The following is a 26,725-nucleotide window of genomic DNA, read 5'->3' on the forward strand; positions in this document are numbered from 1 at the left end:
GCCGTGAGGCTTGTGCTTGCAGGCCCGTTGCCCTGAAAGCCCGGCCAGCATAGGCATCGTGCCTTGCGGGAAACAGCCCGGATCCGGACATGCACCGTTGCAGGGCGCGTAACAGTCGAAGGCCGGGCATGAGTATGCGCGGCGCTGATGACCCATCATCCAGTCCATCCATGCACGGCGCAAAGGCCCGCACTGCATGGGCTGTAATCCTTTTTAGGTACAGCGCGAATACCTCCTTGGTGCGCTTATCGCCCTTGGCGTGCGGCAGTAGGGTGAAGCCTCTGTCACTCACCGGGGAAGACGCATGACAACAATAACAATGCGCGCCATCTTCAAGCCGCAGGCGCTGGCCGTCGCGGTGGCCTTGGGCTGCTGTGCCCAGGCGCAGGCCGTTTCATTCAACATTGGCGAGATCGAGGGTCAGTTCGATTCGTCGTTGTCCGTGGGCGCAAGCTGGGGCATGCGCGATGCCGACAAGGACCTGGTTGGCACGGTCAACGGCGGTCGGGGCCAATCCTCCACCGGTGATGATGGGCGGCTGAATTTCAAGAAGGGCGAGACCTTTTCCAAAATCTTCAAAGGCCTGCACGACCTCGAACTCAAGTACGGCGATACCGGCGTGTTCGTGCGCGGCAAGTACTGGTATGACTTCGAGCTCAAGGATGAAGGCCGCGAGTTCAAGGACATCAGCGACAGCAATCGCAAGGAAGGCGCCAAGTCCTCGGGGGCGCAGATTCTCGATGCCTTCGTCTATCACAACTATTCCATTGCCGATTTGCCGGGCACCGTGCGCGCCGGCAAGCAGGTGGTCAGTTGGGGGGAAAGTACCTTCATCGGCAACTCGATCAACAGCATCAACCCGGTGGACGTGTCCGCGTTCCGTCGCCCCGGTGCGGAGATCAAGGAAGGCCTGATCCCGGTGAACATGCTGTTCGCGTCCCAGGGCCTGACCGACAAGCTCACCGTCGAAGGTTTCTACCAGTTGGAGTGGGACCAGACCGTGGTGGATAACTGCGGCACCTTCTTCGGCAACGATGTGGTGGCCGATGGTTGCACCAGTGGCTACACCGTGGGCAGCCCGGCGATTGCGCCGTTCGTGCCATTGACTCAGGCCTTTGGCCAAGGCATTGAGGTGTCCAGCGAAGGGGTGGTTATTCCCCGTGGCGGTGACCGCGACGCGCGGGATTCCGGCCAGTGGGGCACGGCGTTGCGCTGGCTCGGCGATGACACCGAGTACGGCCTGTACTTCATGAATTACCACAGCCGTACGCCTACCGTCGGGACCACCACGGCGGGGCTCTCGACGCTGGCGGCATTGCCGGGAATGGTCACGATTGCCAACGGCCTGGCCCCCGGCAGCGGTGCGGGCCTGGCGCGAAGCGTCATGCTGGGACGCGGCCAGTATTACCTTGAATACCCGGAAGACATTCGCCTGTACGGTGCCAGTTTCTCCACCACGCTGCCCACCGGCACCGCATGGACCGGGGAAATCAGCTACCGCCCCAACGCACCGGTGCAGGTCAATACCAACGACCTGACCCTGGCCCTGCTCAACCCGATTGCCGGTGGTGCGGCTTCACCCATCGCCACCTCGGCCGGGGCGGATAACACCGGCTACCGGCGCAAGGAAGTCACCCAGGTCCAGAGCACCCTGACGCATTTTGTCGATCAGGTACTGGGCGCCGAACGCCTGACGCTGGTGGGCGAGGCGGCGGTGGTGCACGTCGGCGGGCTGGAGTCCAAGGACAAGCTGCGTTACGGCCGCGATTCGGTCTACGGCCAGTACGGGTTCAATGGCGACACCGATGGCTTCGTTACCTCGACTTCCTGGGGCTATCGCGCCCGGGCGATTCTCGACTACGCCAACGTGATCGGTGGTGTGAACTTCAAGCCCAACGTTTCCTGGTCTCACGATGTGGCCGGCTACGGTCCCAACGGCTTGTTCAACGAAGGCGCCAAGGCTATCAGCGTCGGTGTCGATGCCGACTACCGCAACACCTACACCGCCAGCCTGAGCTACACCGACTTTTTTGGCGGCGATTACAACGTTCTCGAAGACCGCGACTTCCTCGCGTTGAGCTTCGGCGTGAACTTCTGATCTGGCTGACAAGGAAAACCCAATGCGCAAGATGATCCTGCAATGCGGTGCCCTGGCCCTGAGCCTGCTGGCCGCGAACGTGATGGCGGCGGTCTCGCCGGATGAAGCGAATAAACTGGGTACTAGCCTTACGCCGTTGGGCGCGGAAAAAGCCGGCAATGCCGATGGCTCGATTCCGGCCTGGACCGGCGGCATCCCGAAAAACGCCGGTGCGGTGGACAGCAAGGGCTTTTTGGCCGACCCGTTCGCCAATGAAAAACCGCTGTTCACCATCACCGCCGAGACCGTGGACAAGTACAAGGACAAGCTGTCCGAAGGCCAGGTCGCGATGTTCAAGCGCTACCCGCAAACCTACAAGATCCCGGTCTATCCGACCCACCGCAGCGTGGGCCTGCCGCCGGAAATCTACGAGTCGGCCAAGCGCAGCGCCCTCAACGTGAACGCCATCAACGACGGCAATGGCCTGGCCAATTTCACCGGCAACCGCTACTACGCCTTCCCGATTCCCAAGAGCGGCGTGGAAGTGCTGTGGAACCACGTCACCCGTTATCACGGCGGCAACCTGCGGCGCATCATCACCCAGGCTACGCCGCAGACCAATGGCAGCTTCACGCCGATCCGCTTTGAAGAAGAAATTGCCGTGCCGTTCCTGATCAAGGATGCCGACCCGGAGAAGGCCGGCAACGTATTGACCTATTTCAAGCAGGAGGTGACTGCGCCGGCGCGCCTGGCCGGCAACGTGCTGTTGGTGCATGAGACCCTCGACCAAGTGAAGGAACCGCGCCTGGCCTGGATCTACAACGCCGGCCAGCGCCGGGTGCGTCGTGCCCCGCAAGTGGCTTACGACGGCCCGGGCACCGCCGCCGACGGGTTGCGCACCTCCGACAACTTCGACCTGTTTTCCGGTGCGCCGGACCGCTACGACTGGAAACTGGTCGGCAAAAAGGAAATGTACATCCCGTACAACAGCTACAAGCTCGATTCGCCAAGCCTCAAGTACGACGATGTGATCAAGGCCGGCCATATCAACCAGGACCTGACTCGCTATGAATTGCACCGGGTCTGGGAGGTGGTTGGCACGGTCAAGCCGAGCGAGCGGCACATCTATGCCAAGCGCCACATGTACTTCGACGAGGACAGTTGGCAGGCGGCGCTGGTGGATCACTACGACGGTCGCGGCCAGCTGTGGCGGGTGGCCGAAGGTCATGCCCAGTTCTACTACGACCATCAGAACCCGGGCTACACCCTCGAGGCGCTCTACGACATCATTGCCGGCCGCTACATCGCGCTGGGCATGAAGAACGAAGAGAAACACAGCTACGAGTACGGCTTCGAAGCCCGGGCCGCCGACTACACACCGGCAGCGCTGCGTTCGACCGGGGTTCGGTAAGGCCTGACTGAAAGGTAACTGTGGCGAAGGGATTTATCTGTGGGAGCAAGGCTTGCCCGCGATGGCTGCACCGCGGTCTGAAAGCTGAACCGCGTTATCGTTCATCGCGGGCAAGCCTTGCTCCCACAGTGAATCCTTTCCCCACAAGGTTGTGCCTGACTTGATCATCGTGATCGACCGGCAGCGCCCCTGCCGGTCGTTTTTTTATGGGCGCCAATCAGCGCGCTGAATACTTCTCCAAAGCTCGGCGACACAGGACTAGGGTGGTGAGATAACAATAAACAGGATCTGCCCACATGACCGCCATGACCCCGTGTCCGGACCGTCCAGGATTGTTGCCTCGCCTGTCCTCGACGCACGTGCCGCGGCGGTCCCTGAGTGAGCCTTTGCTGACGTCCGAAGCGCGGGTAAAGCTGCTTTGCGCGCCAGCGGGCAGCGGCAAGAGTGCGTTGTTCGCCGAGTGCTTCCTGCAGGCTCCCGCCGGGTGTCGGCTGCATTGGTTGCCATTGGGCGGCGCGGCGTTGAGCGCGGTGCAAATGTGCGAGCGCCTGGCCCAGGCCCTCGGGTTGCCGATGCTCGATGAAGCGGGACTGCTGGCCCACCTGGCGCGTTTGCAGACACCCACGTGGTTGTTCCTGGATGACTACTGCCGGGTGCCGAATCCCGAACTGGACCAGTTGCTCGACCGTCTGTTGAACACCAGCAGTCCAGCGTTGCACCTGTGGCTGAATAGCCGCCGCCGTCCCCACTGCAACTGGCCGCGGCTGTTGCTCGATGACGAGCTGCACGAGTTCGATGCGCAGGCGTTGTTCTTCACCCCTGACGATGTCCTGCCATTGCTGCGTCACCTGCCCGGTCCCCAGGCTGCCCGCACTGCCCACGAGGTGATCCAGCGCAGTGGCGGCTGGTGTGCCGGGGTGCGCATCACGCTGCTGGAGCGTTGCGAATGGGCGCGCAGTCATGCAACGCCGGGACGGCCGGGGACCTTGGTCGACTACCTGGAGTACGAACTGTTCAGCACGCTGACGCCAGACCTGGCGCAGGCCTGGCGTGTGCTGGCGCACCTGCCGCGCTTCAATGCCCGGCTATGCGAGCACCTGTTCGGCGACACCGTGGGCGTGCAATGCCTGCCCTTGCTGCTGGACCTGGGATGTTTCATCGAGCCATGGGAGCAGACGTCGGACTGGTTGCAGATTTTTCCGGCCCTGGCCCGGCTGGTACGTGAAGAGCCCTGGCCGCAGGGGCGTTCCTGGCATCGACGGGCCTGCCAGTGGTTTGCTGCCGAGCAGGACTGGCAAATGGCGTTCGAGCAAGCCATGTTGGCCGAGGAGTTCGAGACTGCCGTGAGTTTCCTGCAGCATTTGAGCTTCGAGCACGTCTTGCAGCGTCGCAACGTGGTGCTGTTGCTGGGCCTGCACGATCAACAAGGCGAAGCGCTGACCCTCTGTACGCCGCAATCGGTGGGGTTGGTCACCGCTGCGCTGTTGTTCGCCGGACGCTTCGACCAGGCGTCGACATGCATTGAGCAGTTGGCCAGGTTCATGCCGCAGCCTTCGGCCTGCCGGCAGCGACAGGTGCTGGCCAGGTGGCAGGTCTTGCAAGGCTGGTTGCTGCACCTCTCGGGCGATGGCGAACAGGCGCGCGAGCACTTCCTCCAGGCCCAGGCCAGCCTGGACCCTGAGGCCTGGGCCCAACGGGTGCTGTGCCTGGGTGGGCTGACGCAGCAGGCGCTGCTTGCAGGCGAACTGGCTTCTGCGCATCGGATCAACCGCCAGGCACTGTGCCTGGCGCGTGCGCAGGGTTCGCTGGTATTCGAAGGATTGCTGGAACTGGACCACGCCCAAGTCCTGGAGCAACGTGGCGCGCCTCACCGGGCCGATCATCTGCTGGCCGCCGTCCAGGCGCTGCTGGATAAACCAGGCCAGGACTTTTCCCCGTTGTTGGGGCGTATTGCCCTGCGGCGCGGGCGCCTGGCATTGCGCATGGGGTTTGAAGAGCGCGCCGCCGAGCAGTTTCAAGCGGGTCTGGAAACGGGCCTGCACAGCCTGGACAAACAGGTGCTCTACGGATTTCTCGGCAAGGCCAGCCTGGCTGCCAACCAGGGCGACTATGGCGAGGCCTTCATGCAACTGCGCGATGCCGAACGGATCATGCAGCAGCGGCACATCCCCGACACCGTTTACCGTGGCGTGTTGCTGCAAACCAGCTGTCAGTTCTGGTTGCAACAGGGGCGGGCGGAACTGGCCCATGAAGCCTTGACCCGTGTCTTGCGCCATTTTCGCGGGCCGCAGGCCAAGCACGCGCCTCCCGCGACGCTGGAATTGATTGCGCGACTTGAATACCTACTGGTGCTGGCTGAGGTCTACCTGCAACGGGCACAGGAGCCGCAGGCGTGCCTGCAAGCCATGATCACCCGGGCGCAGCAGAGTGAAATGCACAGCCTGGAAACCGAACTGCACCTGGTGTTGACGGAGGTTGTCTGGTTGTCCGGCGATCGTTCCCAGGCCCGGACACTCCTGCAAGAAGGGCTCAAGCGAGTCACTTGCTGGCGGGCCCAGCAAGCCTTGTGCGAGCTGCGCTTGCGCCAGCCCGAGTTGGTGCGTTGGGCGCAATCGGCAGAGCAGGTCGAGCCGCCTGCCTGCGCCGAGGACACCTTGCTCAGTCATCGCGAACTGGAGGTCCTGGAGCTGATTGCGCAAGGTCATTCAAACCAACAGATTGCCGAACGACTGTTCATTTCGTTGCACACGGTGAAAACCCATGCGCGGCGAATCCACAGCAAATTGGGGGTGCAGCGGCGTACGCAGGCGGTGGCAAAAGCCAAGGTCATGGGGGTGATGGGCTAATGTCCCCATCGGCAACTGATCACCCTCATCTCAATGATTTAGTGATCAGGATTGTCCCGGATTTACTGGGCTGATCCCGGACCCGCTTCATACCCCATCCGCCAACTCACGGCCCGGGTCGCCGTCAACAGGCGTTGCGCCGCCGGGCCGTTTTCGTCGGCGTGGAACAGCGAGGTCGGACCAACGATGGTCATCACCGCTTTCACCTCACCGACGGCATTGAATACCGGAGCGGACAAGGCATCCACGCCCGGCATCAGCAAACCATGTACATGGTGCAGGCCGCGACTGCGAATCTGCTCGCACAACGCGGCATAAGCGCGGTCATCGGCGAGGGCGTGGTGCTCGCTGCCTTGTACTTCCTGCTCGCGCAAGCCGATGGTCTCGCGCTCCGGCAGATAAGCGCTGAATACCAGCCCGGTGGACGAACTGAGCAGTGGCAATACCGAGCCCAGTTGCGTCACCACGGTCACGGCCCGCACCGCGGGTTCGATGCGCACCACGGTCGCGCCATGGTTGCCCCACACCGCCAGGAAGCAGGTTTCGTTCAAGTCGTCGCGCAATTCGGCCAGGGGCAGGGCGGCCACTTGCAGCACGTCCATGCCGTTGAGCGCTGCCAGGCCTACGCGCAGGGCCTCGCGGCCCAGGCCGTAGTGGTTGGTGGCGGCGTTCTGCTCGGCAAACCCGCTGGCGATCAAGGCCTGCAGATACCGATGAACCTTGCTCGCCGGCATTTGCACGTGTTCGGCCAGCCGCGACAGCGACGTGGAGGGCGACAGTTCGGCCAGGGCCTTGAGTATGTCGGTGCCAACTTCGGCCGAGCGGACTTTCTGTTTACCGTTGCTGAGCGGGGTTTCCATGGAGGCGCTGGGTCCAGAGGCGAATGGGCGTCTTTATAGCTTGACGGTCGCTGTCGAGCAAATTACGTTATGCGTAATCGAATTACGATAAAAATAACCCGGTGCGCCTCAACCACTCCGTTGAGTGACGGGCCGCATTCCTGGAGGCTCCATGAACCTCGATTCCCCAGCGTCGGACCTGGCTTACCAATCAGGCTTGGGCAACGAATTTGCCAGCGAAGCCTTACCCGGCGCACTGCCCGTCGGCCAGAACTCGCCGCAGAAAGCCCCGTACGGTCTCTATGCCGAGTTGTTCTCCGGCACGGCGTTCACCATGGCCCGCAGCGAAGCGCGGCGCACCTGGATGTATCGCATCCGGCCGTCGGCCAATCACCCGGCCTTCACCAAGCTCGAACGGCAACTGGCGGGGGGCCCATTGGGCGACGTCACGCCCAATCGCCTGCGTTGGAACCCGCTGGAGATCCCCGCCGAGCCCACCGATTTCATCGACGGGCTGGTGTGCATGGCGGCCAATGCCGGTGCGGACAAACCGGCCGGCATCAGCCTTTATCAGTATCGGACCAACCGCTCCATGGAGCGGGTGTTTTTCAATGCCGACGGTGAATGGCTGATCGTGCCGCAACTGGGACGGCTGCGGATCATCACGGAGTTGGGCGTGCTGGAACTGGCACCGCTGGAAATCGTCGTGCTGCCCCGGGGCCTGAAATTTCGCATTGAACTGCTCGACCCGCAGGCCCGTGGTTACCTCGCCGAAAACCATGGCGCGCCGCTGCGCCTGCCGGATCTCGGGCCCATCGGCAGCAATGGCCTGGCGAACCCGCGCGACTTCCTGACGCCGGTCGCCCATTACGAGAACCTCGCGCAACCGACCCCGCTGGTGCAGAAATTTCTCGGCGAGTTGTGGGGTTGCGAGCTGGATCATTCGCCCCTCGACGTGGTGGCCTGGCACGGCAACAACGTGCCGTATAAATATGATCTGCGCCGCTTCAACACCATCGGCACGGTCAGCTTCGATCACCCGGACCCGTCGATTTTCACCGTGTTGACCTCGCCCACCAGCGTCCACGGCCTGGCCAACCTCGATTTCGTGATTTTCCCGCCACGCTGGATGGTGGCAGAGAACACCTTCCGTCCACCGTGGTTCCACCGCAACCTGATGAACGAATTCATGGGCCTGATCCAGGGTGCCTACGATGCCAAGGCCGAAGGTTTCCTGCCGGGCGGCGCGTCCTTGCACAGCTGCATGAGTGCCCATGGCCCGGACGGCGAGACTTGTACCAAGGCGATCAACGCTGAACTGCAGCCGGCGAAAATCGACAACACCATGGCGTTCATGTTCGAGACCAGCCAGGTGCTGCGTCCAAGCCGTTTCGCCCTGGACTGCCCGCAACTGCAAACCGACTACGATGCATGTTGGGCCTCGCTGCCTGTCACGTTCGACCCGACCCGGAGATAACCCATGACTCAACTTTCCCCTGCCCGTAGCTGGGTCGCCTGCGCCAACGGCCATACGGACTTCCCGTTGCAGAACCTGCCTTTGGGTATCTTCAGTGTCGATGGCGGTGCCCTGCGCAGTGGCGTGGCGATTGGCGAGCGGATTTTCGATCTGCAGGCGGCGCTGCACGCGGGCTTGTTTGACGGTGCGGCACGCCAGGCTGTCGAAGCCATGGCCGACGGCCAGTTGAATGCATTTTTCGACCTGGGCCGAGACGCCCGGGTTGCCCTGCGTGAACGACTGCTGGAACTGCTGCGCGAGGACAGCCCCCTGCGGGGCAAGGTCGAAGCCCAGGGCGCGAAACTGTTGATCCTCGCTGCCGACTGCCAGATGCACCTGCCGGCCAGGATCAACGACTACACCGACTTCTACGTCGGTATCGAGCACGCGCAGAATGTGGGCAAGCTGTTCCGCCCCGACAATCCGTTGCTGCCCAACTACAAATACGTCCCCATCGGTTACCACGGTCGCGCCTCGACCATTCGCCCGTCCGGCACCGACGTGCGCCGCCCCAAGGGCCAGACCCTGCCGGCCGGCCAGACCGAGCCGACCTTCGGCCCGTGTGCGCGGCTGGACTATGAGCTGGAGCTGGGCATCTGGATCGGCAAGGGCAATGCCCTGGGCGACCCGATCCCCATCGGCGATGCCGCCGAGCACATTGGCGGGTTCTGCCTGCTCAACGACTGGTCGGCCCGGGATATCCAGGCGTGGGAATACCAGCCCTTGGGACCATTTCTGTCGAAGAGTTTCCTGACCAGTATTTCGCCGTGGGTGGTGACGGCCGAAGCCCTGGAACCGTTCCGTCGTCCGCAACCGGCACGCCCGCAAGGCGATCCGCAACCGCTGCCGTATCTGCTGGACAAGCGTGACCAGGCCGGCGGTGCCTTCGACATCGAACTGGAAGTCCTGTTGCTGACCGAGGCCATGGGCGAGCAAAACCTGCCGGCCCAGCGCCTGACCCTGAGCAACACCCAGTACATGTACTGGACCGTGGCGCAAATGGTTGCGCACCACAGCGTCAACGGTTGCCAGTTGCAGGCCGGCGACCTGTTTGGCTCGGGCACCCTGTCGGGCCCTGAAAGCCATCAATTCGGCAGTCTGCTGGAAATCACCGAAGGCGGTAAAAAACCGATCGAACTGGCGTCTGGCGAAGTGCGCCGATTCCTCGAGGACGGTGACGAAATCATCTTGCGGGCCCGTTGCCGCCGCGAAGGTTTCGCGTCCATCGGCTTCGGCGAGTGCCGGGGCAAGATCCTGCCGGCGCGTTGAGGGGCAGGGCATGGAACTTTATACCTATTACCGCTCCACCTCGTCCTATCGGGTGCGCATTGCGTTGGCGCTCAAGGGGCTGGATTACCAGGCCTTGCCCGTCAACCTGATCGCTGCGCCCGGGGGCGAGCATCGCCAGCCGGCCTACCTGGCGATCAACCCCCAGGGTCGGGTACCGACGTTGCGTACCGATGAGGGCGCGCTGCTGGTGCAATCGCCCGCCATCATCGAATACCTGGAAGAACGTTATCCACAGGTGCGGCTGCTCAGCGCCGACCTGGCGGTACGCGCCCATGAGCGTGGCGTCGCCGCGCTGATCGGTTGTGATATTCATCCCCTGCATAACGTCAGCGTGCTCAACAAATTGCGGCAGTGGGGCCACGATGAAACGCAGGTGGCGGAGTGGATCGGGCACTGGATCAGCCAGGGATTGGCGGCGGTGGAGCAGTTGATTGGCGACGACGGCTATTGCTTCGGTGCAGCGCCGGGGCTGGCGGATGTGTACCTGATCCCGCAGTTGTACGCGGCCGAGCGATTTAATGTTTCGTTGCTGGCGTATCCGCGGATCCGTCGCGTTGCGGCGTTGGCGGCCGGGCATGCGGCGTTCCAACAGGCGCACCCGGCGAAGCAGCCGGATACTCCATAAGGGCTCGTCACTTGTCCCTGTGGGAGCGAGCTTGCTCGCGAAGGCGATTCACCGTCGACAACGATGTGCAGCCCTACGACAGCTCAATGCACAATCGAATTTGGCGGCAAATGCCCCAGCCGCTCCGTCAGCCGGATCCGCTGGATCGGATCGTCGCTGAGCATCAGGGCATGCTCCAGGTCGAAGCGTTCAGCGTTGGGGCAATCGAGTCGCTGATACAGGCTGGCGCGAGCCAGGTAGTCGGCGGCGCTGGCGTTGCCCAGTTCCAGTACCCGTTCGGCGTCGATCAAGGCCGAGATGTAATCGTCGTTCGCCAGATGCAGTTGACGCAGGTTGCGCGACAGGCGCTGCAGCATCTGCATCGGCTCGGCATTGACCAGGTGTTCAGCCTTGAGCGGCATGTTCGCGCCGTATTGGCGCTGTAGCAGTTCCCGGCAGTCATTGGGGTACAACCGGCGGCCGCCGCACGGATCGAGCAGGTGATCGGCGCCGGGCACCTTCAACAGGAAATGCCCGGGGAAATTGACACCGACCATCGGAATTTCCAGGCCTCGGGCCAGTTCCAGGGCAATCAGGCCGAGGGCCAGGGGCTGCCCGCGTTTGCGTGCCAGGACCTTGTCCAGCAACGCTGCTCGTGGTCGCAGAGGCGTGAAGTCGTCCTGGGCGAAGCCCAAGTCATTGAGCCGTCGCAGCAAGGGCTGGCCCAGTTCGCTGACAGGCAGCATCGGCAGGCCATGGCTGACCCGCTGTTGCAGCTCCTTGAAATCTTTCAGCAAGGCCGGTACGTCGACCTCGCGATCATGTTCGGCAGCGATCCACAGCGCCGCTTCGAACAGCGCCGGTGGCGAGCGGTGCAGACAATCAAAAAAGGCTTGGCGCGGTTTCATCAAACTCTCCGGGCTATGCTCCCGTTTTAGCTCTGCCGTGGATTTTCGTCCAGTCTCGGACAGAGGCGGTAACAGGTTATGCCGAAAAAGACTGACCACCCCGGCGACTTATTCCGGCGTGCTCCAGCAAATTTCGACTGCACGCCTATACTGGCGAAACAAACCAAAGTGATTCGGGAGCCTTTCGATGTTTGCTCTCATGCAAAGCTCCCGCCTTGAATCGCTGCACCTAAGCGTAGACCCGGCAACCGGGTTGAAGGCGGTGATTGCCATTCATTGCAGTCGTCCGGGGCCCGCCCTGGGGGGCTGTCGTTATCTTGCCTACCCCGACGACGAAAGTGCCGTGGCCGATGCCGTACGCCTGGCCCAAGGCATGAGCTACAAGGCGGCGCTGGCCGGCTTGCCCGTGGGCGGCGGGGTGGCGGTGATCATGCGCCCGGCCCATGTCGAGAGTCGGGCCGCGTTGTTCGAAGCCTTTGGTCGCTGTATCGAGCAGTTGGACGGTCGCTATATCACGGCCATCGACAGCGGCACGTCGGTGGCCGACATGGATTGCATCGCCCAGCAGACTCGTCATGTCACCAGCACCACCGCCTCGGGAGACCCCGCACCGCACGCGGCAATGGGGGTTTTTGCCGGCATCCGTGCCACCGCCATGGCCCGCCTGGGCAGCGATAACCTCGAAAGCCTGCGGGTGGCCATCCAGGGCCTGGGCAATGTCGGTTATGCCCTGGCCGAACAACTGCATGCGGCCGGTGCCGAGTTGCTGGTCAGCGACATCGACCCTGGCAAGGTGCAATTGGCGATGGAGCAACTGGGCGCCCATCCGATCGCCAACGACGCGTTGCTCAGCACGCCCTGCGACATCCTTGCTCCTTGCGGGCTGGGTGGGGTGCTCAACAGCCAAAGCGTGGCACAACTGCGCTGCTCGGCCGTTGCCGGCTCGGCCCATAATCAGTTGAGCAACCTGCAAGTGGCCGACCAGTTGGAAAGACGGGGAATTCTCTATGCGCCGGATTATGTGATCAACTCTGGCGGGCTGATCTACGTCGCCCTGAAGCATCGCGGCGAAGAACTGTCGACGATCACCGCGCACCTGTCGAAGATCGGTGCCCGGCTCACAGAAGTATTCGCTCACGCCCAGGCGGAGAAGCGCTCACCGGCCCGGGTGGCCGATGAGCTGGCGGAGCGTTTGTTGTACCGCTGAAAATCCAATTGTGGGAGCGAGCTTGCTCGCGATAGCGGCCGTACATTCAATGTCTTCATCGACTGTCACACCGCTATCGCGAGCAAGCTCGCTCCCACAGGTTTTTCTGGTGCTCACAGACTGATCATTTCAGGCAAACACTCACCCTGTGGCGAGGGAGCTTGCTCCCGCTCGGCGGCGCAGCCGTCGTAAACCGGCTGATGCGGTCTGCCTGAATGATCGCAGCGATCCAATGGGGCCGCTTCGCAGCCCAGCGGGAGCAAGCTCCCTCGCCACAGTTTGTGCTCGCCGCTATATGCGCTTCGTGCTGTCCTTATCCAGCCATTACCTCAGCAGATACACCGGAAAGCACTCGCACAAATGCATCACTCGGCGTCGGGTGTTTTCCAGACGCGCCGCGTTGTCCGGCTGTTCCAGCAGGTCGGCGATCAAGTTCGCCACTTCGGCACATTCCGCTTCGCCAAAGCCACGGGTGGTCAGGGCCGGCGTGCCGATGCGAATGCCGCTGGTGATGGCCGGTTTCTGCGGATCGTTGGGGATCGCGTTTTTGTTCAAGGTGATATGGGCGCTTTCCAGCAACGCTTCGGCGTCTTTGCCGGTGATGTTCATCGAGCGCAGATCGAGCAGGAACATGTGGCAATCGGTACCGCCCGACACCACCCGCAAGCCGCGTCGGGTCAGGACGTCGGCCATGACGCGGGCGTTGTCGATCACCCGCTGCTGGTAATGCTTGAACCCATCGCCCAAGGCTTCGTTGAACGCCACGGCCTTGGCGGCGATGACGTGCATCAGTGGGCCGCCCTGGTACACCGGGAAAATCGTCTTGTCGAGCAGGGCGCCATATTGCGCCTTGGCCAGGATCAGACCGCCGCGCGGGCCGCGCAAGGTCTTGTGGGTGGTGGAGGTGATGAAGTCGGCGATGCCAACCGGCGACGGATATACGCCCGCAGCGATCAACCCGGCGTAGTGCGCCATGTCCACCATCAGGTAGGCACCGATTTCATCGCAGATCTTGCGAAAGCGCTGGAAGTCGATGGTCCGCGAATAGGCCGAGGCCCCGGCGATGATCATCTTCGGCCGGTGTTCCCTGGCCAGGGCTTCCATTTCTTCGTAGTCGAGGGTTTCGGTTTCCGTGTCCAGGCCATAGGAAAATGCCCGGTAGATCTTGCCGGAAAAATTCACCGAGGCGCCGTGGGTCAGGTGGCCGCCATGGGCCAGGGACATGCCCAGGATGGTATCGCCGGGTTCAAGTACCGCCAGGAAAACCGCCTGGTTGGCCTGGGAGCCGGAGTGCGGCTGCACGTTGACGTATTCGCAGTTGAACAACTTGCGAGCGCGTTCGATGGCCAGGTTCTCGATTTCATCGACGACCTTGCAGCCGCCGTAATAACGCTTGCCCGGATAGCCTTCGGCGTATTTGTTGGTGAGCACGGAACCCTGGGCCTGGAGCACTTCCTCGCTGACATAGTTTTCCGAAGCGATCAGCTCCAGGTGGGTTTCCTGGCGGTTGCGCTCGCGGTCGATCAGGCGGGCAATGGTGGGGTCGAAATTTTGCAGGCTCATGGTGTGATTCCCTAGATAAGCGCCTCGGCCAGCGGCGCAGTCACGTGATGCGGCAACACCCGTGGCTGGCTTTTGGTCGAGTCGGATAGAAAAATGGAGGTGTCTTTCAAACCGCTGCCGGTGATCAGGATCACGGCGGTTTGCGGTGTGTCGGGGTGTGTTTCGGCGTACTTGAGCAGGCCGGCGAAGGCACTGGCTGCGCCGGCTTCTGGGAACACCCCGGTGCTGGCGGCCAATCTCGAGGCGGCGGCGACAATGCTCGGGTCGCTGACACAAATGAACTCGCCGGCACTGGCGGTGACCGCACGCATGGCCTTGAGGCGATCACGCGGCAGCGCCACATTGATGCTGCTGGCCAGGCTGGTGGGGGGGCGGCGTTCGGTTTTCTGCATCGAGCGGTCGTTGCGCCAGGCGCGGTACATGAAGTTGCTGTGCTCGGCCTGCACGCCGATCAGGCGTGGGATGCGTTCGATCCAGCCCAATTGCAGCAAGTCGAAAAAGCCTTTGTAGACCGAGCCCAGGATGCAGCCGTTGCCGACGGGCACGAACACCAGGTCCGGCACTTGCCAGTTGAGCTGTTCGCACATCTCGAAGGCGACGGTTTTCTTGCCTTCGCTCATGTACGAGTTGATCCCGGTGGTGCGGTTGTACCAGCCGTGCTCTTCGCAGGCGTTGAGACATTGTTCGAAGGCTTCGTCATATTGCCCGTCGACCAGCACGATCTCGGCGCCGTAGCCCTGCATCTGCGCGAGCTTTTCCCGTGGCGCGCTCTTGGGCAGGTAAATGACGTTGTGCAAGCCCAGGCTGGCGCTCATCCCGGCCAATGCCGAAGCGGCATTGCCGGTGCTGGCCACTGCCACGGTGCGTGCACCGGACTGCATGGCGTGGGCCACCGCCAGGGCGCTGGCGCGATCCTTCAACGACCCGGTCGGTTGTCGCGATTCGTCTTTTACGAAGACTTTGATCCGGGCGCCCTTGCCGAGCAATTCCGGGCGCGAGTACAGCGGCGTGTTGCCCACCAGTAACGGTGGAATGAACTGCGTCGAGCTCAACGGCATCAAGCGGTCATAGCGCCACATGCCACGGGCGTGGTCATGGGCCAGGCTGTCCCGGGACCATTCGCGCTTGAGTGCCGGGTAATCGTAAAGCGCGTCCAGGGCACCATCGACTTTGCAATGAGGGCAGTAATAGCTGACCTCATGGGGCTGGTAGCTTCGATCGCAAACCAGGCATTGCAATACATACTCTCTGTACGAATTTTTCATGTCACCCTCTGAAAGTACGCTGTGCTGGTGCTTTCCTTGCCAACGTCGGTCCAGCTCACCAGACCGACGGGCACTCCGCTGACAGAAGGTGTTTCAGATCACCATGATGGCGTCGATGGCAACCAGGGTGTTGCGTGCCAGTGCGCTGGCGCCGGCGGTGGTGCGGGCCGGGTAGGGCTTGGTGAAGTACTCTTCCATGACGCGGTTGAGGGTCGGGAACTCACTCAAGTCAGTGATGAACGCCGTGACCTTGACCACGTTCGCCAGGGTGCCACCTGCCGCTTCGGCCATTTGCACCAGGTTGTCGAGGGTCTGGCGCAGTTGGCCTTCGAAATCCTTGGCCAGCACTTCGTTGTTCAGCGCCGAGACCGGGGTCTGTGCCGACAGGTAGATGGTCTGCCCGTGGCTGACCTTGATGCCCTGGGAATAGGTACCCAGCGGCAATGGTGCCTTGTCGGTGAAAATGACGTTCTCTTCGCCCAGGAAAGGTTTGGCGGCGGGCTGGATTTGAGCGGTGGTTTGCATAGTGACGTTCCTTGTTAAGTGGATGGGGGTTAGTGCAAATCGGCAACCTGCTTGACGGCCAGGCTGGAAAATTCCTCGTCGCGGCAACGGGCCGGGGAAAAATGCTGGTAGTTGAGTTGCAGCGCCGCCAGGTCGTCCGGCATGGCGATGCCCAGCGCCGCATGGCTGCACAGGCGTGCAATGGCGGGCGCGGCCTGGATGCCGTAGCCACCGAGGGCGGCGAGCCAGATAAAACTCTCTTGCTGTGGGTCCTGGCCGAGTACCGGCGAGCGGTCGGCGACGAAGGTTCGCAGGCCCGCCCATTTGTTGATGATCGAGCGCGGGCGCAGGCGCGTGGTGTTTTGCAGGCGATCCATGGTGATGGCCAGGTCAAGTTCTTCCGGCAGTGCGTCGCAGGGCAATGAAGGGCTTTCATCGCAGGGGGAGACGATCAGCCGCCCGGCTTCAGGCTTGATGAAAATGTCCTCGTCGACCGTGCCCAGGTAAGGCGTGTGGTGCACGTCGCATTGTGGATCGACCGCCAGCACGGTGCGCCGCAATGGTCGGACACCGACCTTGGGCACGCCGCAGCGCTCGGCGAATTCATCGGCCCAGGCACCGGCGGCGTTGACCACGATGGCTGCTTGCAATTGCTGGCCGTCCTGGGTGTGCAAGCGCCAGTGCCCGTCGCGATATTCGCCACGCAGCACTTCGGTCTCGCGCTTGATCACACCACCGCGGGCCCGCAGCCCACCGAGGTAGGCGCCGTGGATGCCATGCACATCCAGATCGAAGGCGCTGGGCTCGTAGATCCCGGCGCTCCAGGCGCCTTCGGCGAGGTAGGGGACCAGCTCCTGCACTTGCTTGTCGTCGAGCAGCTCGGCCGTGGGCACTTGCCCCAGGACGGCGCTGAAACGCGCTTTGAGTTTGTCCACCCGTGCCGCCTGGGCCACGATCAGCGCGCCCCGGGGCGACCATAGCGGATGCTCGGCCAGGCCCTCGGGCGGGTTTTCGAAGAAGCGCCGGGACGCACAAGTCAGTGAGCGGATCTGTTGGTTGCCGTAGCTTTCCATCGAGATCGCGGCTGAACGCCCCGTGGTGTGATAGGCCAGTTGCTGTTCCTGTTCGAGCAGGCAGACGCTGCCATGGGCTGCCAATTCATAAGCGGCAGACACGCCGGCGATGCCGCCACCCACTACAATGAAGTCGTAACGAGCGGTCATGGTCGGCTGCCCTCGGCGATAACGGCGGCTTTGCGTTCGCGGGTGTAGCTCAGCACGAAGTGCGCCACGAGGCCGAAGATCAAGCCCCAGAATGCGGCGGCCAGGCCGAGGAAGCTCATGCCCGAAGCCGTCACCAGGAAGGTGATCAGTGCCGCTTCGCGTTGTTTCTCGTCAGCCATGGCGCCGGTCAGCCCGGCACTGATCGCGCCAAACAAGGCGAGACCGGCGAGGGAGGCGATCAATTCTTTCGGCAGAGCCGAGAACACCGAGGCCAGGGTGGCGCCAAAGGTGCCCATCAGGATGTAGAACACCCCGCAGGCGATCCCGGCCATGTAGCGTTTGTCGCGGTCTTCGTGGGCTTCGCGGCCGGTGCAGATCGCTGCGGTAATGGCCGCCAGGTTCAAACCGTGGGAACCGAATGGGGCCATCAGGATCGAGCCAATCGCGGTGACCGAAATGATCGAGCGTGCTGGCGTGTTGTAGCCCGAGGTGCGCAACACGGCCATGCCTGGCACGTACTGGCCGGTCAAGGTCACCAGCGCCAGTGGCAGGCCGATGTTGATGATTGCGTGCCAGTTCCATTCAGGGGCGATGAAGACCGGCTGGGCCACGGCGATGGTGATCGAGGTGCTGTTGAGTTCACCGAACGAGGCGGCCACCGCGCAACCGACGATCAGCACCGACAGGATCGCGTAGCGTGGCGAAAAGCGCTTGAAGATCAGGTACGCCGCGATCATCGCCAACACCAGCGCCGGCTGCAGTTTGATCGAGGTGAACAGCTCGGCGCCGAAGCGGAACAGGATCCCGGCGAGCATGGCGGCGGCAATGGCCTTGGGCAGGCGGCTCATCAATTTGTCGAACGCACCGGACAGGCCGACCAGCGCGATGATCACCGACGCCACCACATAGGCACCGATAGCCTGGGGCAGGGTCACGGTGGGCAGCATCGACACCAGTAACGCTGCACCCGGTGTCGACCACGCGGTGATGACCGGAACACGCAGGCGCCAGCTCAGGAACAGGCCGGTAATCCCGCTGCCAATGGAAATGGCCCAGATCCATGAGGACACCACGTCGTTGGGCAGGTGCGCTTCCTTGGCTGCCTGGAACACGATGATGAGCGGGCCGGCGTAGGAAATGATCACGGCGATGAAGCCCGCGATGATCGCCGACAGGGATAGATCCTTTCTGAATGTGTCCATGATGTCTCGACTTGGCGCGACAGGAGCGCGCAGTGAATGATTGAGTCGATTGCTTCGATTCGAGATCAGTGTATTTGAATGAATTGAGTTGATTCAATAGGGGGCGGGATTGTTACGAGATATTTTTCTGCTATGACGGGCTTTTTTCGCGCTTTTCATGAGTTAACTATTTGATTTTAATTGATATTTTTTATTGTAAAAAATTCTCAATGTTGCATTGAGAAACGATTCAATAATCGTATCAATCGATTCAATGTGTCGATTGTGTCGAATTATTAGTTGCCTAACCTCCATGTGATATGCTCGGATATTCATCATTTCTACGATGGGCAGTGATCATTCATGTGGGTTCCCCAGCTAAGCGAGTTCAGCCAACCGATGTATTTGTCGATTGCCGATGCGTTGGCGCGCGATATCAACAACGGCGTGCTGAACGAGGGCGATCGCCTGCCGACCTTGCGGGAGCTGGCCACTACCTTGAATGTCACGCCGGGCACCATCAGCCGGGCCTATAGCGAGGCTCATCGGCGTCGGTTGGTGCAGGGGGAAGTGGGGCGTGGCACCTACGTGCTCAACCAGAAGCAGCTGGAGCTGCCGGCCAGCAACAGTGCTGCCGCGCCACTGAACCTGGGGCAATCCGAACTGCTCGATCTTTCGATCATCAAGCCCTACAGCGAAACCCTGGAGTACTGGTTGCGTGGCGCCCTGGTGGGCATGGCCAAGAGCACCGATTTCGCTCGCGCACTGGATTACGCGCCGGATGGCGGTCACCCGGCGCATCGCGAGGCGGGAGCGCAATGGTTGCGTCATTCATTGCCCGACGCACAATGGCAGCAAGTGGTGATTACCGCAGGGGCCCAGCATGGCTTGATGGTGGCGATGAGCGCCCTGACCAACGCCGGCGACCTGGTGCTCTGCGAAGCGCTTTGCTACCCGGGCATCATTTCACTGGCCCACGGTCTTGAGCGTCGCCTGCGTGGCGTGCCAATGGATGACGAAGGCATCATTCCCGAAGCGTTGCGCGAACTGTGCCTGCGAGAGAAGCCGGCGATGCTGGTCTGCGTGGCGACCTGCCAGAACCCGACGGCGGCGATCATGTCGCAGAAGCGTCGGGCCCAGATTGCCGCGCTTGCCGAGGAATTCGACTTCATCATCCTGGACGATGATATCTATGGCTTCCTGGCCACCGATCCGTCGATCAAGCCACTGTCGGCCTTTGCGCCGGACCGTTCGGTGTACCTGACCAGCCTGTCGAAATCGGTCATGCCGGCGCTTCGCGTCGGTTATATCTACAGCCCGCCGAAACTGCTGTCGCGCCTGACCTCGATGGTGCGCAGCAGCGTCTGGATGCCGTCGCCATTGACCGCGCAGTTGGCCAGCAATGTGATTACCGAAGGCCTGGACAAGAAACTGATTCGCATCCAGCGCAACGAGGCGGCGGGGCGACAAGCGATCGCCCGGGAAATCTTTGCCAATTTCGAGCTCAAGACCCAGCCATATTCCTATCACGTCTGGTTGACGCTGCCGGAGCCATGGACCAGCGACGAGTTCACCATGCTCGCCCGGGCCAACGGCGTATTGGTGCTCAGCGGCACCCAGTTCCAGGCTGAGCGCTCAGGGACCACCCGCTGTGTACGGCTGGTGTTGATGTCCCCTACCAGCCAGGACGAACTGCGTTTCGCCCTGACCAAACTGGCGAGCCTGATCGATTCAGATCCGCGCCGTTATTACTAAAAAGATCGCAGCCTTCGGCAGCTCCTACACGGTGTATTCCATGTGGGAGCTGCCGAAGGCTGCGATCTTTTTTAGTTATTCGTCCGACGGATTGAGCAGTTCGGACAAGGCGTCCGGCTGGCTCTTGAATGCCTTGGCGAACACATCACGATTCTTCGCCATATAGATCCCGGCTTCCTCGACCTGTTGCTCGCTCAGCGATGGAACGGCTTTTTGCAACACCTCTGCCAGCAATTCGGCGAGTTCCAGCATTTTGTCATGACGGTCAGCTTCGGCTTTATCCATGAACAAGCGCTCCAGATCTCGGCTGCTGCGGTATACCACTTCGACGGCCATTCACCACCTCACATGCCTTCACATTGGTTGTCTTTGTGACTACTGTATTTATATACAGGCAAAAGGATAAGCGAATCCTCTTGCTTTGGATAGTGGCTTTTTAATGTAGACCGGTTTCGGCATGTGAGAGCAAAGCTTGTGGGTGCAAGGCTTGCGGGAGTAAAGCTTGTGTGGGAGCAAAGCTTGCTCGCGATCAGGCGCATGAAGCTCCCCAAAGTGCCGAATACCAGCCTATCGCCATCTCACCCCAGTCGCTGGCCTTTTTTCTGCATGCAGAACAACCGTCACGTCCAACCCGCATCATCCGGTCGAGCCGACCTAAGGAAACTACATCGTGAAAATCAACTGGGCCGAGAACCTGCGCCAGAACGTCCATCAACTGGCCGAATCCCTGGGAAACCTGTTCGTCGAGACCTTCCACTACCTGGCGCTGTTCGCCATCGGTGCGGTGACCGCGTGGGCGGCGGTGATGGAATTCTTGCAGATGATCGAAGCAGGACACATCAAGATCGATGACATCCTGCTGCTGTTCATCTACCTGGAATTGGGGGCGATGGTCGGGATCTACTTCAAGACCAACCACATGCCGGTGCGGTTTCTGATCTACGTGGCGATCACGGCGCTGACGCGGCTGCTGATTTCCAACGTTTCCCATCACAGCCCGCCAGACCTGGGGATCATCTACTTGTGCGGTGGCATCCTGCTGCTGGCGTTTTCGATCCTGGTGGTGCGCTACGCTTCGTCGCAGTTCCCCTCGGTGAAGATCGAGCACCCGCACCGTAAGGTCGGCGCGGGTTCCAGCGAACATGCCGAGGTGGAGAAAGGAGAAATCTAGATCCCGGCGGCAGAGGACGCCGGCCCCTGCGCGTGCGGTGGTGGCAGCTTGATGCTGTCACCGCCGGTCATGGCTTCGAGGATGGCCACGGCGCTGTGGCCCTGCTCGATGGCGATGCCGAACTGGATACTTTGCACCAGGCGCTTGAGGCGCTCCGGGTCGTTGCGCTGCAAGGCGCTGATCATGCGTTTGGCGACGATGCGCCCGCTCTTGGACAGGGTCAGCATGATGCTGCCGTCCAGGCCCTGAATGCTCAGGTTGATTTGATAATGCGGCGCAAAGGCGTCGGTAATGATCTGAAAAGGGTTGTCCATGATGCGTCACCGCCTGATTGAACGTGCAGTTGTTGACCGGCCATGATCGGGATTAGTTCGCAACACCGGACCACCGGCCATTCCATGATCGTGTTCAGCTCAAGATTCCAGGGGCCAGGCAGGCCCAAGATCAAAAGATCGCAGCCTGCGGCAGCTCCTGCAGGGAGTTAGCAAGTGGCATGCCGGAAAAACTGTCGGACAATGATCACGGAGCCTGGGCGCCGAACGCTCTGGAATGCGGCTGTGGTCGCTGCCCGTTTCGGGGCAATAAAGCGCGGATGTTCGCTGACGGTGCAGGAGGGGAGGCGATTTACGGTGGGTAGGCAGGGCAGGGGTAACTCCCGACATTAACAGCGCTTTTGCCTGTTGTCTGGCTTTATTTGCGTATGAATATTTATCTTTTTTTAGGGGTTGAATTGTTCTTCCGCCAGCCCGACTCTGTATTCAAGGGGCCGTTGCATCAACGTCGACGGCCCCCGGCGAGCTAGCTGAAATAAGGGATGAACTATGCAAATCCAAGTCAACAGCGACAACCATATTCAAAGCAGCATCCGACTGGAGGAGTGGGTACGTACTACCATCGAAAGCACGCTCGAACGTTATGAAGAGGACCTGACACGGGTCGAGGTTCATTTGCGGGACGAGAACGGCGACAAGCCAGGTCCCCATGATCTGCGTTGCCAGCTTGAAGCACGGCCGAAGGGCCATCAGCCGATTTCCGTCACGCACAAGGCCGAATCGCTGGAACTGGCGATCGAAGGCGCGGCCACCAAACTTGAAAATGCCCTGGAGCATTTGTTCGGCAAACTGCGCGGCAAGCGCGCCGTCGATTCGACGCCGACTGAGTCCATAGCCCTGGCCGATGCGCTGCTGGAAGAAGAATTCCTGGAGAACGAACGGGCCGCGCTTCACGGCTGAAACCTCGTTCATTTCACTTGCGACTGAAAAACGGGCCTGCAATCGCAGGCCCGTTTTGGTTTTATCGGTCCAGTGTGGCAAGCAAACCCACCTGCATTGATCGCATTCTCCTGTGGGAGCGAGCTTGCTCGCGATGGCAATAGCCGGCGCTAGCGCAAGAACGCCTGCCGATACTCCCCAGGCGTTGCGCCCAGGGCCTGACGGAATCGATTGGTGAAGTGGCTGGCGCTGGCAAATCCGCAGGCCAATGCCACCTCGCCCAACGGTTGTGAAGTGGTGCGCAGCAAATGCCGCGCGCAGGTCAAGCGTCTGGCCAGCACATATTGATGAGGAGGCAGCCCGAAGCTTTCGCGGAACATCCGCGCGAAGTGGTATTCGGACAACGCACACAGCGCCGCCAATTGGCCGAGGCTGATGGCATCGGCCAAGTGGCTGTCGACGTAATCCACCAGCAACCGCCGTAGGTGAGCCGCCAGGCCGCCCTTGAGGCGAAGCCCCTGGCGTTGGCCGACCTGGCTGAGCAGCAGATGATTGAGCAAGTCATGGGCCAGGCTAGTGGTCAGCAGGCGTTCACCGGGCTCGTCCCAGTTCAGCGCGATCAACTGGCGAAAACGCTGTGCCTGTCGCGGGTCGTCGAGGAAGGTCTCCTCGTGCAGTTGCACCTGCCGCGGTTCGCGGTCCAGCAGCGTGACGCACCCCAGGGCGAATTGTTCAGCGCTGAAATACAGGTGGGCAAGGCGAATGTCGCCGTTGATGACCCAGGCCGATTGATGTCCGGCGGGCAGTACGCAGAGTTTGCCCGGCGCGCCCGTGGTGTCGGGCCGCTCGCGGCGAAACGTACCGGTGCCGCCCGCGATGTAGCATGACAGCGTATGGTGAGTCGGCGCCTCGTAGTCCTGGGCGTCGTGGTGATTGCTCCACAAAGCGGCCGCCAAGCCGTCCCCGAGTTCGGCGCTGTGCTCCAGGCGAGCATTGGGCGAGCTGTTGAGGGCTTGAAAGACTTGCAGGGTTTGCAGTGTGGACATGATCGGTTCTCCAACGCTTGCATCCTACTCCGTCGGCCGATCCACGCCAGCCAGCCTGCGGAAAAAACCGCAAGTTTATGCAAGCGCCGGGTCAATGGCAGCGGGACACTGAACGTCATTGTCAGGAGCCGTCCCCATGAACCTCTCGTTGTATCTGCTTACGGTGCTCATCTGGGGCACCACCTGGATTGCCCTGAAATTGCAGTTGGGCGTCGTCGCCATTCCCGTGTCGATTGTCTATCGCTTCGGCCTTGCGGCCCTGATCCTGTTTGCGATGCTCTTGCTCAGCCGGCGCTTGCAGGTGATGAACCGGCGCGGCCATTTGATTTGCGTTGCCCAGGGTCTGTGCCTGTTCTGCATCAACTTCATGTGCTTCCTGACCGCCAGCCAGTGGATTCCCAGTGGGTTGGTCGCTGTGGTGTTTTCCACCGCCACGCTCTGGAACGCCCTCAATGCCCGCGTGTTCTTCGGTCAGCGGATTGCCCGTAACGTGCTGTTGGGTGGCGCCCTGGGGCTTTCGGGGCTGGCGCTGCTGTTCTGGCCGGAACTGGCCGGCCATAGCGCAAGCCCGCAAACCTTGCTTGGCTTGGCGCTGGCGTTGCTGGGCACCTTGTGTTTCTCGGCAGGCAACATGCTGTCGAGCCTGCAACAGAAGGCCGGTCTCAAGCCGTTGACCACCAATGCCTGGGGCATGGCTTATGGCGCGGCGATGCTGGCGGTGTGGTGTGCGTTCAAAGGCATCCCGTTCGACATGGAATGGAACACGCGCTACATCGGCTCGCTGTTGTACCTGGTGATCCCGGGTTCGGTGATCGGCTTTACGGCCTATCTGACGTTGGTGGGACGCATGGGGCCGGAACGGGCGGCGTATTGCACCGTGTTGTTCCCGGTGGTGGCGTTGAACGTCTCGGCGTTTGTCGAGGGCTACCAGTGGACGGCGCCGGCATTGGTGGGGCTGGTGTTGGTGATGCTGGGTAACGTGCTGGTGTTTCGCAAGCCTCGGCCAGTGGCCGCGAAAGTCGCGCTGACATAACGTCTAGTGATAATCCCGTGGCGAGGGAGCAAGCTCCCTCGCCACAGTGTGTTCTATTTCCAGACTTGCGGATTGACCAGGTTCTGCGGTCGCTCGCCCAGCAATGCACTGCGCAGGTTATCCACAGCCAGATCGGCCATGGCGGCGCGGGTTTCGTGGGTGGCTGAGCCGATGTGGGGCAGGGTGACGGCGTTTTTCAACTGGAACAGCGGCGATTCGGCCAGCGGTTCTTTCTCGTAGACATCCAGCCCGGCGCCGCGGATGCGATTGTTCTGCAGGGCTTCGATCAGCGCCGGTTCATCCACCACCGGGCCCCGGGAAATGTTGACCAGGATGGCGCTCGGTTTCATCAGGCCCAATTCGCGCTGGCCGATCAGATGGCGGGTCTTCTCGCTCAATGGCACGACGAGGCAGACGAAGTCCGCTTCGGCCAGCAACTGGTCCAGTTCGCGAAATTGTGCGCCCAATTGGTTTTCCAGTTCGGTCTTGCGGCTGTTGCCGCTGTAGAGGATCGGCATGTTGAACCCCAGCCGGCCACGCCGGGCAATGGCCGCGCCGATGTTGCCCATGCCGACGATACCCAGGGTCTTGCCATGGACATCGCTGCCGAACAGTTGCGGGCCGACTGTCGCCTGCCATTGGCCAGCCTTGGTCCAGGCGTCCAGTTCGGCCACGCGCCGGGCGCTGCTCATCAGCAGGGCGAAGGCCAGGTCGGCGGTACTTTCGGTGAGTACGTCGGGGGTGTTGGTGAGCAGGATCCCGCGCTCATTGAAGTAGGCCAGGTCATAGTTGTCGTAGCCCACCGATATGCTGGATACCACTTGCAGGTTCGCGGCGCCTTGCAGTTGCTCGCGCCCGAGCTTGCGACCGACCCCGATCAGCCCGTGGGCGTGGGGCAGGGCTTCGTTGAACTGTGCGTTGATATCGCCCTTGGACGGGCTTGGCACGATCACGTCGAAGTCCTGTTGCAGGCGCTCGACCACCTGGGGCGTGATACGGCTGAAGGCAAGTACGGTTTTTTTCATCGTGCAAGGCTCATCGGGGAGAATATACCAAGCACGCTAACATTCCTGGCGAGGGTTAGGCGAGGGGGAGTTTGATTGGGAATGTAGCCAACCCCTGTGGGAGCGAGCTTGCTCGCGATCGCTGTAGACCATTCAACATGGATGTCGGCTGCCAGTCCGCCATCGCGAGCAAGCTCGCTCCCACAGGGGCTCTACTTCATCCTTTGGATATCTACGCCGCCCGCAGCGAAATAAAGGCGTAATTGACCGGTGCCTCAGTGACCACCCGCGCGCCGCTGGCCAATACCTGGCGGGCCACGTCATCGCCAGACAGGTGGAACTGCCACTCACTGATGTGTTGTTGTGCAGGTTGCAGGCGTGCCTGATCGAGGGCGGCCACGAATGCGTTCATCTGCGGCAGATACGCGGTGAAGCCGTCGCCCTTGAGCGCGGTGGTGCGGATGCCCAGGGCGGCGCAGATGCGGTCCTTGATGGCGATCTCTTCACGGTCGGCCTGGCGTGAACGCTCGATCAACCGAACCAATTCCTGATCGACCAGTTCACCGCCGAGTATCAGTTGTGGCCCGGTTTCCCATGACTCTGGAGGGCATTCCTTGACGGCGATATTGAGGGGGATGTGCGGGTTGATTTCCATCGGATAGATGCGGCACACCAAGGGGCGACGCTCATAGATGCGGCACAGGTTTTCTTCGTCAAGATTCCGACAACGGCCGACGTTGTAGGCGGCAAAGGTGATCGCCACAAGGGCCTCGGTGCTGCCGCTGCGGACCACCGCCGAGCGGCGCTCGGCATGCTCGCGTTGCCCTGCCGGCAGGCCGAGGCCGTTGGGCAGGAAGGCTTCTACCAGGACAATCACCTGGCCGCCGTCGTCCGCCCACATCCGGGCCTCGTCGAGGGTCAGGGGGACGTGGTGATCGGTGCAGCATTTGCCGCACCCTACACAGGAAAACGTTGTGTTCATTGAGCGCCCGGTCGCAGAAGGCTGGGGACGGCGACAGAAAAACGCCGTGATGGACCGTGCGAAGCAAGTTATGCGCCACTCACCGGTCG

Annotated in this window: 23 protein-coding genes; 11 read left to right on the top strand and 12 right to left on the bottom strand. The window is 61.6% G+C overall.

The annotated features are described in order from the left end of the window. Window positions 1–304 precede the first annotated feature (304 nt). From AB4Z20_RS10720 to AB4Z20_RS10730, 3 genes are all read left to right on the top strand, one after another. The gene (locus AB4Z20_RS10720) at window positions 305–2,098 is read left to right on the top strand and encodes a DUF1302 domain-containing protein (RefSeq protein ID WP_253478041.1); all 1,794 of its coding nucleotides are present in this window, start codon (window positions 305–307) and stop codon (window positions 2,096–2,098) included. 22 nt (window positions 2,099–2,120) lie between these two features. Further along, on the top strand, window positions 2,121–3,488 hold the full coding sequence (locus tag AB4Z20_RS10725; RefSeq protein ID WP_253478038.1) for a DUF1329 domain-containing protein: 1,368 nt from the start codon (window positions 2,121–2,123) through the stop codon (window positions 3,486–3,488). A gap of 296 nt (window positions 3,489–3,784) precedes the next feature. Next, window positions 3,785–6,334 (top strand): LuxR C-terminal-related transcriptional regulator, encoded by a 2,550-nt coding sequence (locus AB4Z20_RS10730; protein ID WP_320389424.1) that lies wholly within the window; start codon window positions 3,785–3,787, stop codon window positions 6,332–6,334. Window positions 6,335–6,396: 62 nt separating this feature from the next. On the opposite strand, the gene AB4Z20_RS10735 is transcribed toward AB4Z20_RS10730, so the two are convergent. Further along, window positions 6,397–7,194: an IclR family transcriptional regulator gene (locus AB4Z20_RS10735; protein WP_320389423.1), complete on the bottom strand. Its 798-nt coding sequence runs from the start codon at window positions 7,192–7,194 to the stop codon at window positions 6,397–6,399. A gap of 151 nt (window positions 7,195–7,345) precedes the next feature. Here AB4Z20_RS10735 and hmgA point away from each other — a divergent pair, with 151 nt between their 5' ends. From hmgA to maiA, 3 genes are read left to right on the top strand one after another with little or no spacing between them, the layout of a single operon-like run. After that, window positions 7,346–8,650, top strand: coding sequence for a homogentisate 1,2-dioxygenase (gene hmgA, locus AB4Z20_RS10740; RefSeq protein WP_253478029.1), 1,305 nt, complete (start codon window positions 7,346–7,348; stop codon window positions 8,648–8,650). Window positions 8,651–8,653: 3 nt separating this feature from the next. After that, complete coding sequence (gene fahA, locus AB4Z20_RS10745) at window positions 8,654–9,958, top strand: fumarylacetoacetase (protein WP_253478026.1); 1,305 nt, start codon at window positions 8,654–8,656, stop codon at window positions 9,956–9,958. Between the two features lie 10 nt (window positions 9,959–9,968). Beyond that, window positions 9,969–10,604 (top strand): maleylacetoacetate isomerase, encoded by a 636-nt coding sequence (gene maiA / locus AB4Z20_RS10750; protein WP_258689324.1) that lies wholly within the window; start codon window positions 9,969–9,971, stop codon window positions 10,602–10,604. Window positions 10,605–10,687: 83 nt separating this feature from the next. On the opposite strand, the gene AB4Z20_RS10755 is transcribed toward maiA, so the two are convergent. Then, window positions 10,688–11,491 (bottom strand): SirB1 family protein, encoded by an 804-nt coding sequence (locus AB4Z20_RS10755; protein ID WP_214512500.1) that lies wholly within the window; start codon window positions 11,489–11,491, stop codon window positions 10,688–10,690. A gap of 187 nt (window positions 11,492–11,678) precedes the next feature. On the opposite strand from AB4Z20_RS10755, the gene AB4Z20_RS10760 reads away from it, so the two are divergent. Beyond that, window positions 11,679–12,698 carry a Glu/Leu/Phe/Val dehydrogenase family protein gene (locus tag AB4Z20_RS10760; RefSeq protein WP_003205422.1) on the top strand — a complete coding sequence of 340 codons (1,020 nt, stop codon included), beginning with the start codon at window positions 11,679–11,681 and terminating at the stop codon, window positions 12,696–12,698. Between the two features lie 324 nt (window positions 12,699–13,022). Here AB4Z20_RS10760 and glyA read toward each other — a convergent pair whose 3' ends face one another. The 5 genes from glyA to AB4Z20_RS10785 form a co-directional block, all read right to left on the bottom strand. Then, window positions 13,023–14,261 carry a serine hydroxymethyltransferase gene (gene glyA, locus AB4Z20_RS10765; RefSeq protein ID WP_214512501.1) on the bottom strand — a complete coding sequence of 413 codons (1,239 nt, stop codon included), beginning with the start codon at window positions 14,259–14,261 and terminating at the stop codon, window positions 13,023–13,025. 11 nt (window positions 14,262–14,272) lie between these two features. Continuing rightward, window positions 14,273–15,526, bottom strand: a complete 1,254-nt coding sequence (thrC, locus tag AB4Z20_RS10770) for a threonine synthase (protein ID WP_253478006.1) — start codon at window positions 15,524–15,526, stop codon at window positions 14,273–14,275. A gap of 93 nt (window positions 15,527–15,619) precedes the next feature. Continuing rightward, on the bottom strand, window positions 15,620–16,051 hold the full coding sequence (locus AB4Z20_RS10775) for a Rid family detoxifying hydrolase (protein ID WP_003205417.1): 432 nt from the start codon (window positions 16,049–16,051) through the stop codon (window positions 15,620–15,622). 29 nt (window positions 16,052–16,080) lie between these two features. Continuing rightward, window positions 16,081–17,253, bottom strand: coding sequence for an NAD(P)/FAD-dependent oxidoreductase (locus tag AB4Z20_RS10780; protein WP_214512503.1), 1,173 nt, complete (start codon window positions 17,251–17,253; stop codon window positions 16,081–16,083). Continuing rightward, complete coding sequence (locus AB4Z20_RS10785) at window positions 17,250–18,455, bottom strand: benzoate/H(+) symporter BenE family transporter (RefSeq protein WP_214512504.1); 1,206 nt, start codon at window positions 18,453–18,455, stop codon at window positions 17,250–17,252. The genes AB4Z20_RS10780 and AB4Z20_RS10785 overlap by 4 nt, the downstream gene beginning before the upstream one ends. A 342-nt stretch (window positions 18,456–18,797) precedes the next feature. On the opposite strand from AB4Z20_RS10785, the gene AB4Z20_RS10790 reads away from it, so the two are divergent. Next, the gene (locus AB4Z20_RS10790; protein ID WP_058543599.1) at window positions 18,798–20,189 is read left to right on the top strand and encodes an aminotransferase-like domain-containing protein; all 1,392 of its coding nucleotides are present in this window, start codon (window positions 18,798–18,800) and stop codon (window positions 20,187–20,189) included. Window positions 20,190–20,264: 75 nt separating this feature from the next. Here the strand turns inward: AB4Z20_RS10790 and AB4Z20_RS10795 are convergent, their stop codons facing one another. Further along, a complete protein-coding gene (locus tag AB4Z20_RS10795; RefSeq protein ID WP_003205410.1) occupies window positions 20,265–20,525 on the bottom strand; it encodes a YebG family protein in 261 nt (86 codons plus the stop codon). 334 nt (window positions 20,526–20,859) lie between these two features. Between AB4Z20_RS10795 and AB4Z20_RS10800 the strand changes: the two genes are divergently transcribed. Further along, complete coding sequence (locus tag AB4Z20_RS10800) at window positions 20,860–21,360, top strand: phosphate-starvation-inducible protein PsiE (RefSeq protein ID WP_047699631.1); 501 nt, start codon at window positions 20,860–20,862, stop codon at window positions 21,358–21,360. Here AB4Z20_RS10800 and AB4Z20_RS10805 read toward each other — a convergent pair. Next, a complete protein-coding gene (locus AB4Z20_RS10805) occupies window positions 21,357–21,674 on the bottom strand; it encodes a DUF3509 domain-containing protein (protein WP_214512505.1) in 318 nt (105 codons plus the stop codon). The two genes, AB4Z20_RS10800 and AB4Z20_RS10805, sit on opposite strands and share 4 nt — an antisense overlap. A 507-nt stretch (window positions 21,675–22,181) precedes the next feature. Between AB4Z20_RS10805 and AB4Z20_RS10810 the strand changes: the two genes are divergently transcribed. Beyond that, window positions 22,182–22,592, top strand: a complete 411-nt coding sequence (locus AB4Z20_RS10810; RefSeq protein ID WP_253478003.1) for an HPF/RaiA family ribosome-associated protein — start codon at window positions 22,182–22,184, stop codon at window positions 22,590–22,592. 149 nt (window positions 22,593–22,741) lie between these two features. Here the strand turns inward: AB4Z20_RS10810 and AB4Z20_RS10815 are convergent, their stop codons facing one another. Then, window positions 22,742–23,617, bottom strand: coding sequence for a helix-turn-helix domain-containing protein (locus AB4Z20_RS10815; protein WP_253478001.1), 876 nt, complete (start codon window positions 23,615–23,617; stop codon window positions 22,742–22,744). A gap of 136 nt (window positions 23,618–23,753) precedes the next feature. Here AB4Z20_RS10815 and AB4Z20_RS10820 point away from each other — a divergent pair, with 136 nt between their 5' ends. Continuing rightward, on the top strand, window positions 23,754–24,650 hold the full coding sequence (locus AB4Z20_RS10820) for a DMT family transporter (protein WP_258689322.1): 897 nt from the start codon (window positions 23,754–23,756) through the stop codon (window positions 24,648–24,650). A gap of 53 nt (window positions 24,651–24,703) precedes the next feature. On the opposite strand, the gene AB4Z20_RS10825 is transcribed toward AB4Z20_RS10820, so the two are convergent. Next, window positions 24,704–25,675, bottom strand: coding sequence for a 2-hydroxyacid dehydrogenase (locus AB4Z20_RS10825; RefSeq protein ID WP_253477994.1), 972 nt, complete (start codon window positions 25,673–25,675; stop codon window positions 24,704–24,706). Between the two features lie 211 nt (window positions 25,676–25,886). After that, complete coding sequence (locus tag AB4Z20_RS10830) at window positions 25,887–26,636, bottom strand: YkgJ family cysteine cluster protein (RefSeq protein WP_442089866.1); 750 nt, start codon at window positions 26,634–26,636, stop codon at window positions 25,887–25,889. Between the last annotated feature and the right edge of the window lie 89 nt (window positions 26,637–26,725).

This window comes from Pseudomonas sp. KB_12 (assembly GCF_052114545.1).
GTDB classification, from domain to species: Bacteria; Pseudomonadota; Gammaproteobacteria; order Pseudomonadales; family Pseudomonadaceae; genus Aquipseudomonas; species Aquipseudomonas brassicacearum.

Coding starts and splice junctions, on each gene's coding strand:
- AB4Z20_RS10815 (WP_253478001.1), bottom strand. CDS start 23,617: ATGTCCACACTGCAAACCCTGCAAGTCTTTCAAGCCCTCAACAGCTCG.
- AB4Z20_RS10755 (WP_214512500.1), bottom strand. CDS start 11,491: ATGAAACCGCGCCAAGCCTTTTTTGATTGTCTGCACCGCTCGCCACCG.
- AB4Z20_RS10775 (WP_003205417.1), bottom strand. CDS start 16,051: ATGCAAACCACCGCTCAAATCCAGCCCGCCGCCAAACCTTTCCTGGGC.
- AB4Z20_RS10830 (WP_442089866.1), bottom strand. CDS start 26,636: ATGAACACAACGTTTTCCTGTGTAGGGTGCGGCAAATGCTGCACCGAT.
- glyA (WP_214512501.1), bottom strand. CDS start 14,261: ATGAGCCTGCAAAATTTCGACCCCACCATTGCCCGCCTGATCGACCGC.
- fahA (WP_253478026.1), top strand. CDS start 8,654: ATGACTCAACTTTCCCCTGCCCGTAGCTGGGTCGCCTGCGCCAACGGC.
- maiA (WP_258689324.1), top strand. CDS start 9,969: ATGGAACTTTATACCTATTACCGCTCCACCTCGTCCTATCGGGTGCGC.
- AB4Z20_RS10790 (WP_058543599.1), top strand. CDS start 18,798: ATGTGGGTTCCCCAGCTAAGCGAGTTCAGCCAACCGATGTATTTGTCG.
- AB4Z20_RS10795 (WP_003205410.1), bottom strand. CDS start 20,525: ATGGCCGTCGAAGTGGTATACCGCAGCAGCCGAGATCTGGAGCGCTTG.
- AB4Z20_RS10720 (WP_253478041.1), top strand. CDS start 305: ATGACAACAATAACAATGCGCGCCATCTTCAAGCCGCAGGCGCTGGCC.
- hmgA (WP_253478029.1), top strand. CDS start 7,346: ATGAACCTCGATTCCCCAGCGTCGGACCTGGCTTACCAATCAGGCTTG.
- AB4Z20_RS10780 (WP_214512503.1), bottom strand. CDS start 17,253: ATGACCGCTCGTTACGACTTCATTGTAGTGGGTGGCGGCATCGCCGGC.
- AB4Z20_RS10810 (WP_253478003.1), top strand. CDS start 22,182: ATGCAAATCCAAGTCAACAGCGACAACCATATTCAAAGCAGCATCCGA.
- AB4Z20_RS10735 (WP_320389423.1), bottom strand. CDS start 7,194: ATGGAAACCCCGCTCAGCAACGGTAAACAGAAAGTCCGCTCGGCCGAA.
- AB4Z20_RS10725 (WP_253478038.1), top strand. CDS start 2,121: ATGCGCAAGATGATCCTGCAATGCGGTGCCCTGGCCCTGAGCCTGCTG.
- AB4Z20_RS10820 (WP_258689322.1), top strand. CDS start 23,754: ATGAACCTCTCGTTGTATCTGCTTACGGTGCTCATCTGGGGCACCACC.
- AB4Z20_RS10825 (WP_253477994.1), bottom strand. CDS start 25,675: ATGAAAAAAACCGTACTTGCCTTCAGCCGTATCACGCCCCAGGTGGTC.
- AB4Z20_RS10785 (WP_214512504.1), bottom strand. CDS start 18,455: ATGGACACATTCAGAAAGGATCTATCCCTGTCGGCGATCATCGCGGGC.
- AB4Z20_RS10805 (WP_214512505.1), bottom strand. CDS start 21,674: ATGGACAACCCTTTTCAGATCATTACCGACGCCTTTGCGCCGCATTAT.
- AB4Z20_RS10760 (WP_003205422.1), top strand. CDS start 11,679: ATGTTTGCTCTCATGCAAAGCTCCCGCCTTGAATCGCTGCACCTAAGC.
- AB4Z20_RS10730 (WP_320389424.1), top strand. CDS start 3,785: ATGACCGCCATGACCCCGTGTCCGGACCGTCCAGGATTGTTGCCTCGC.
- thrC (WP_253478006.1), bottom strand. CDS start 15,526: ATGAAAAATTCGTACAGAGAGTATGTATTGCAATGCCTGGTTTGCGAT.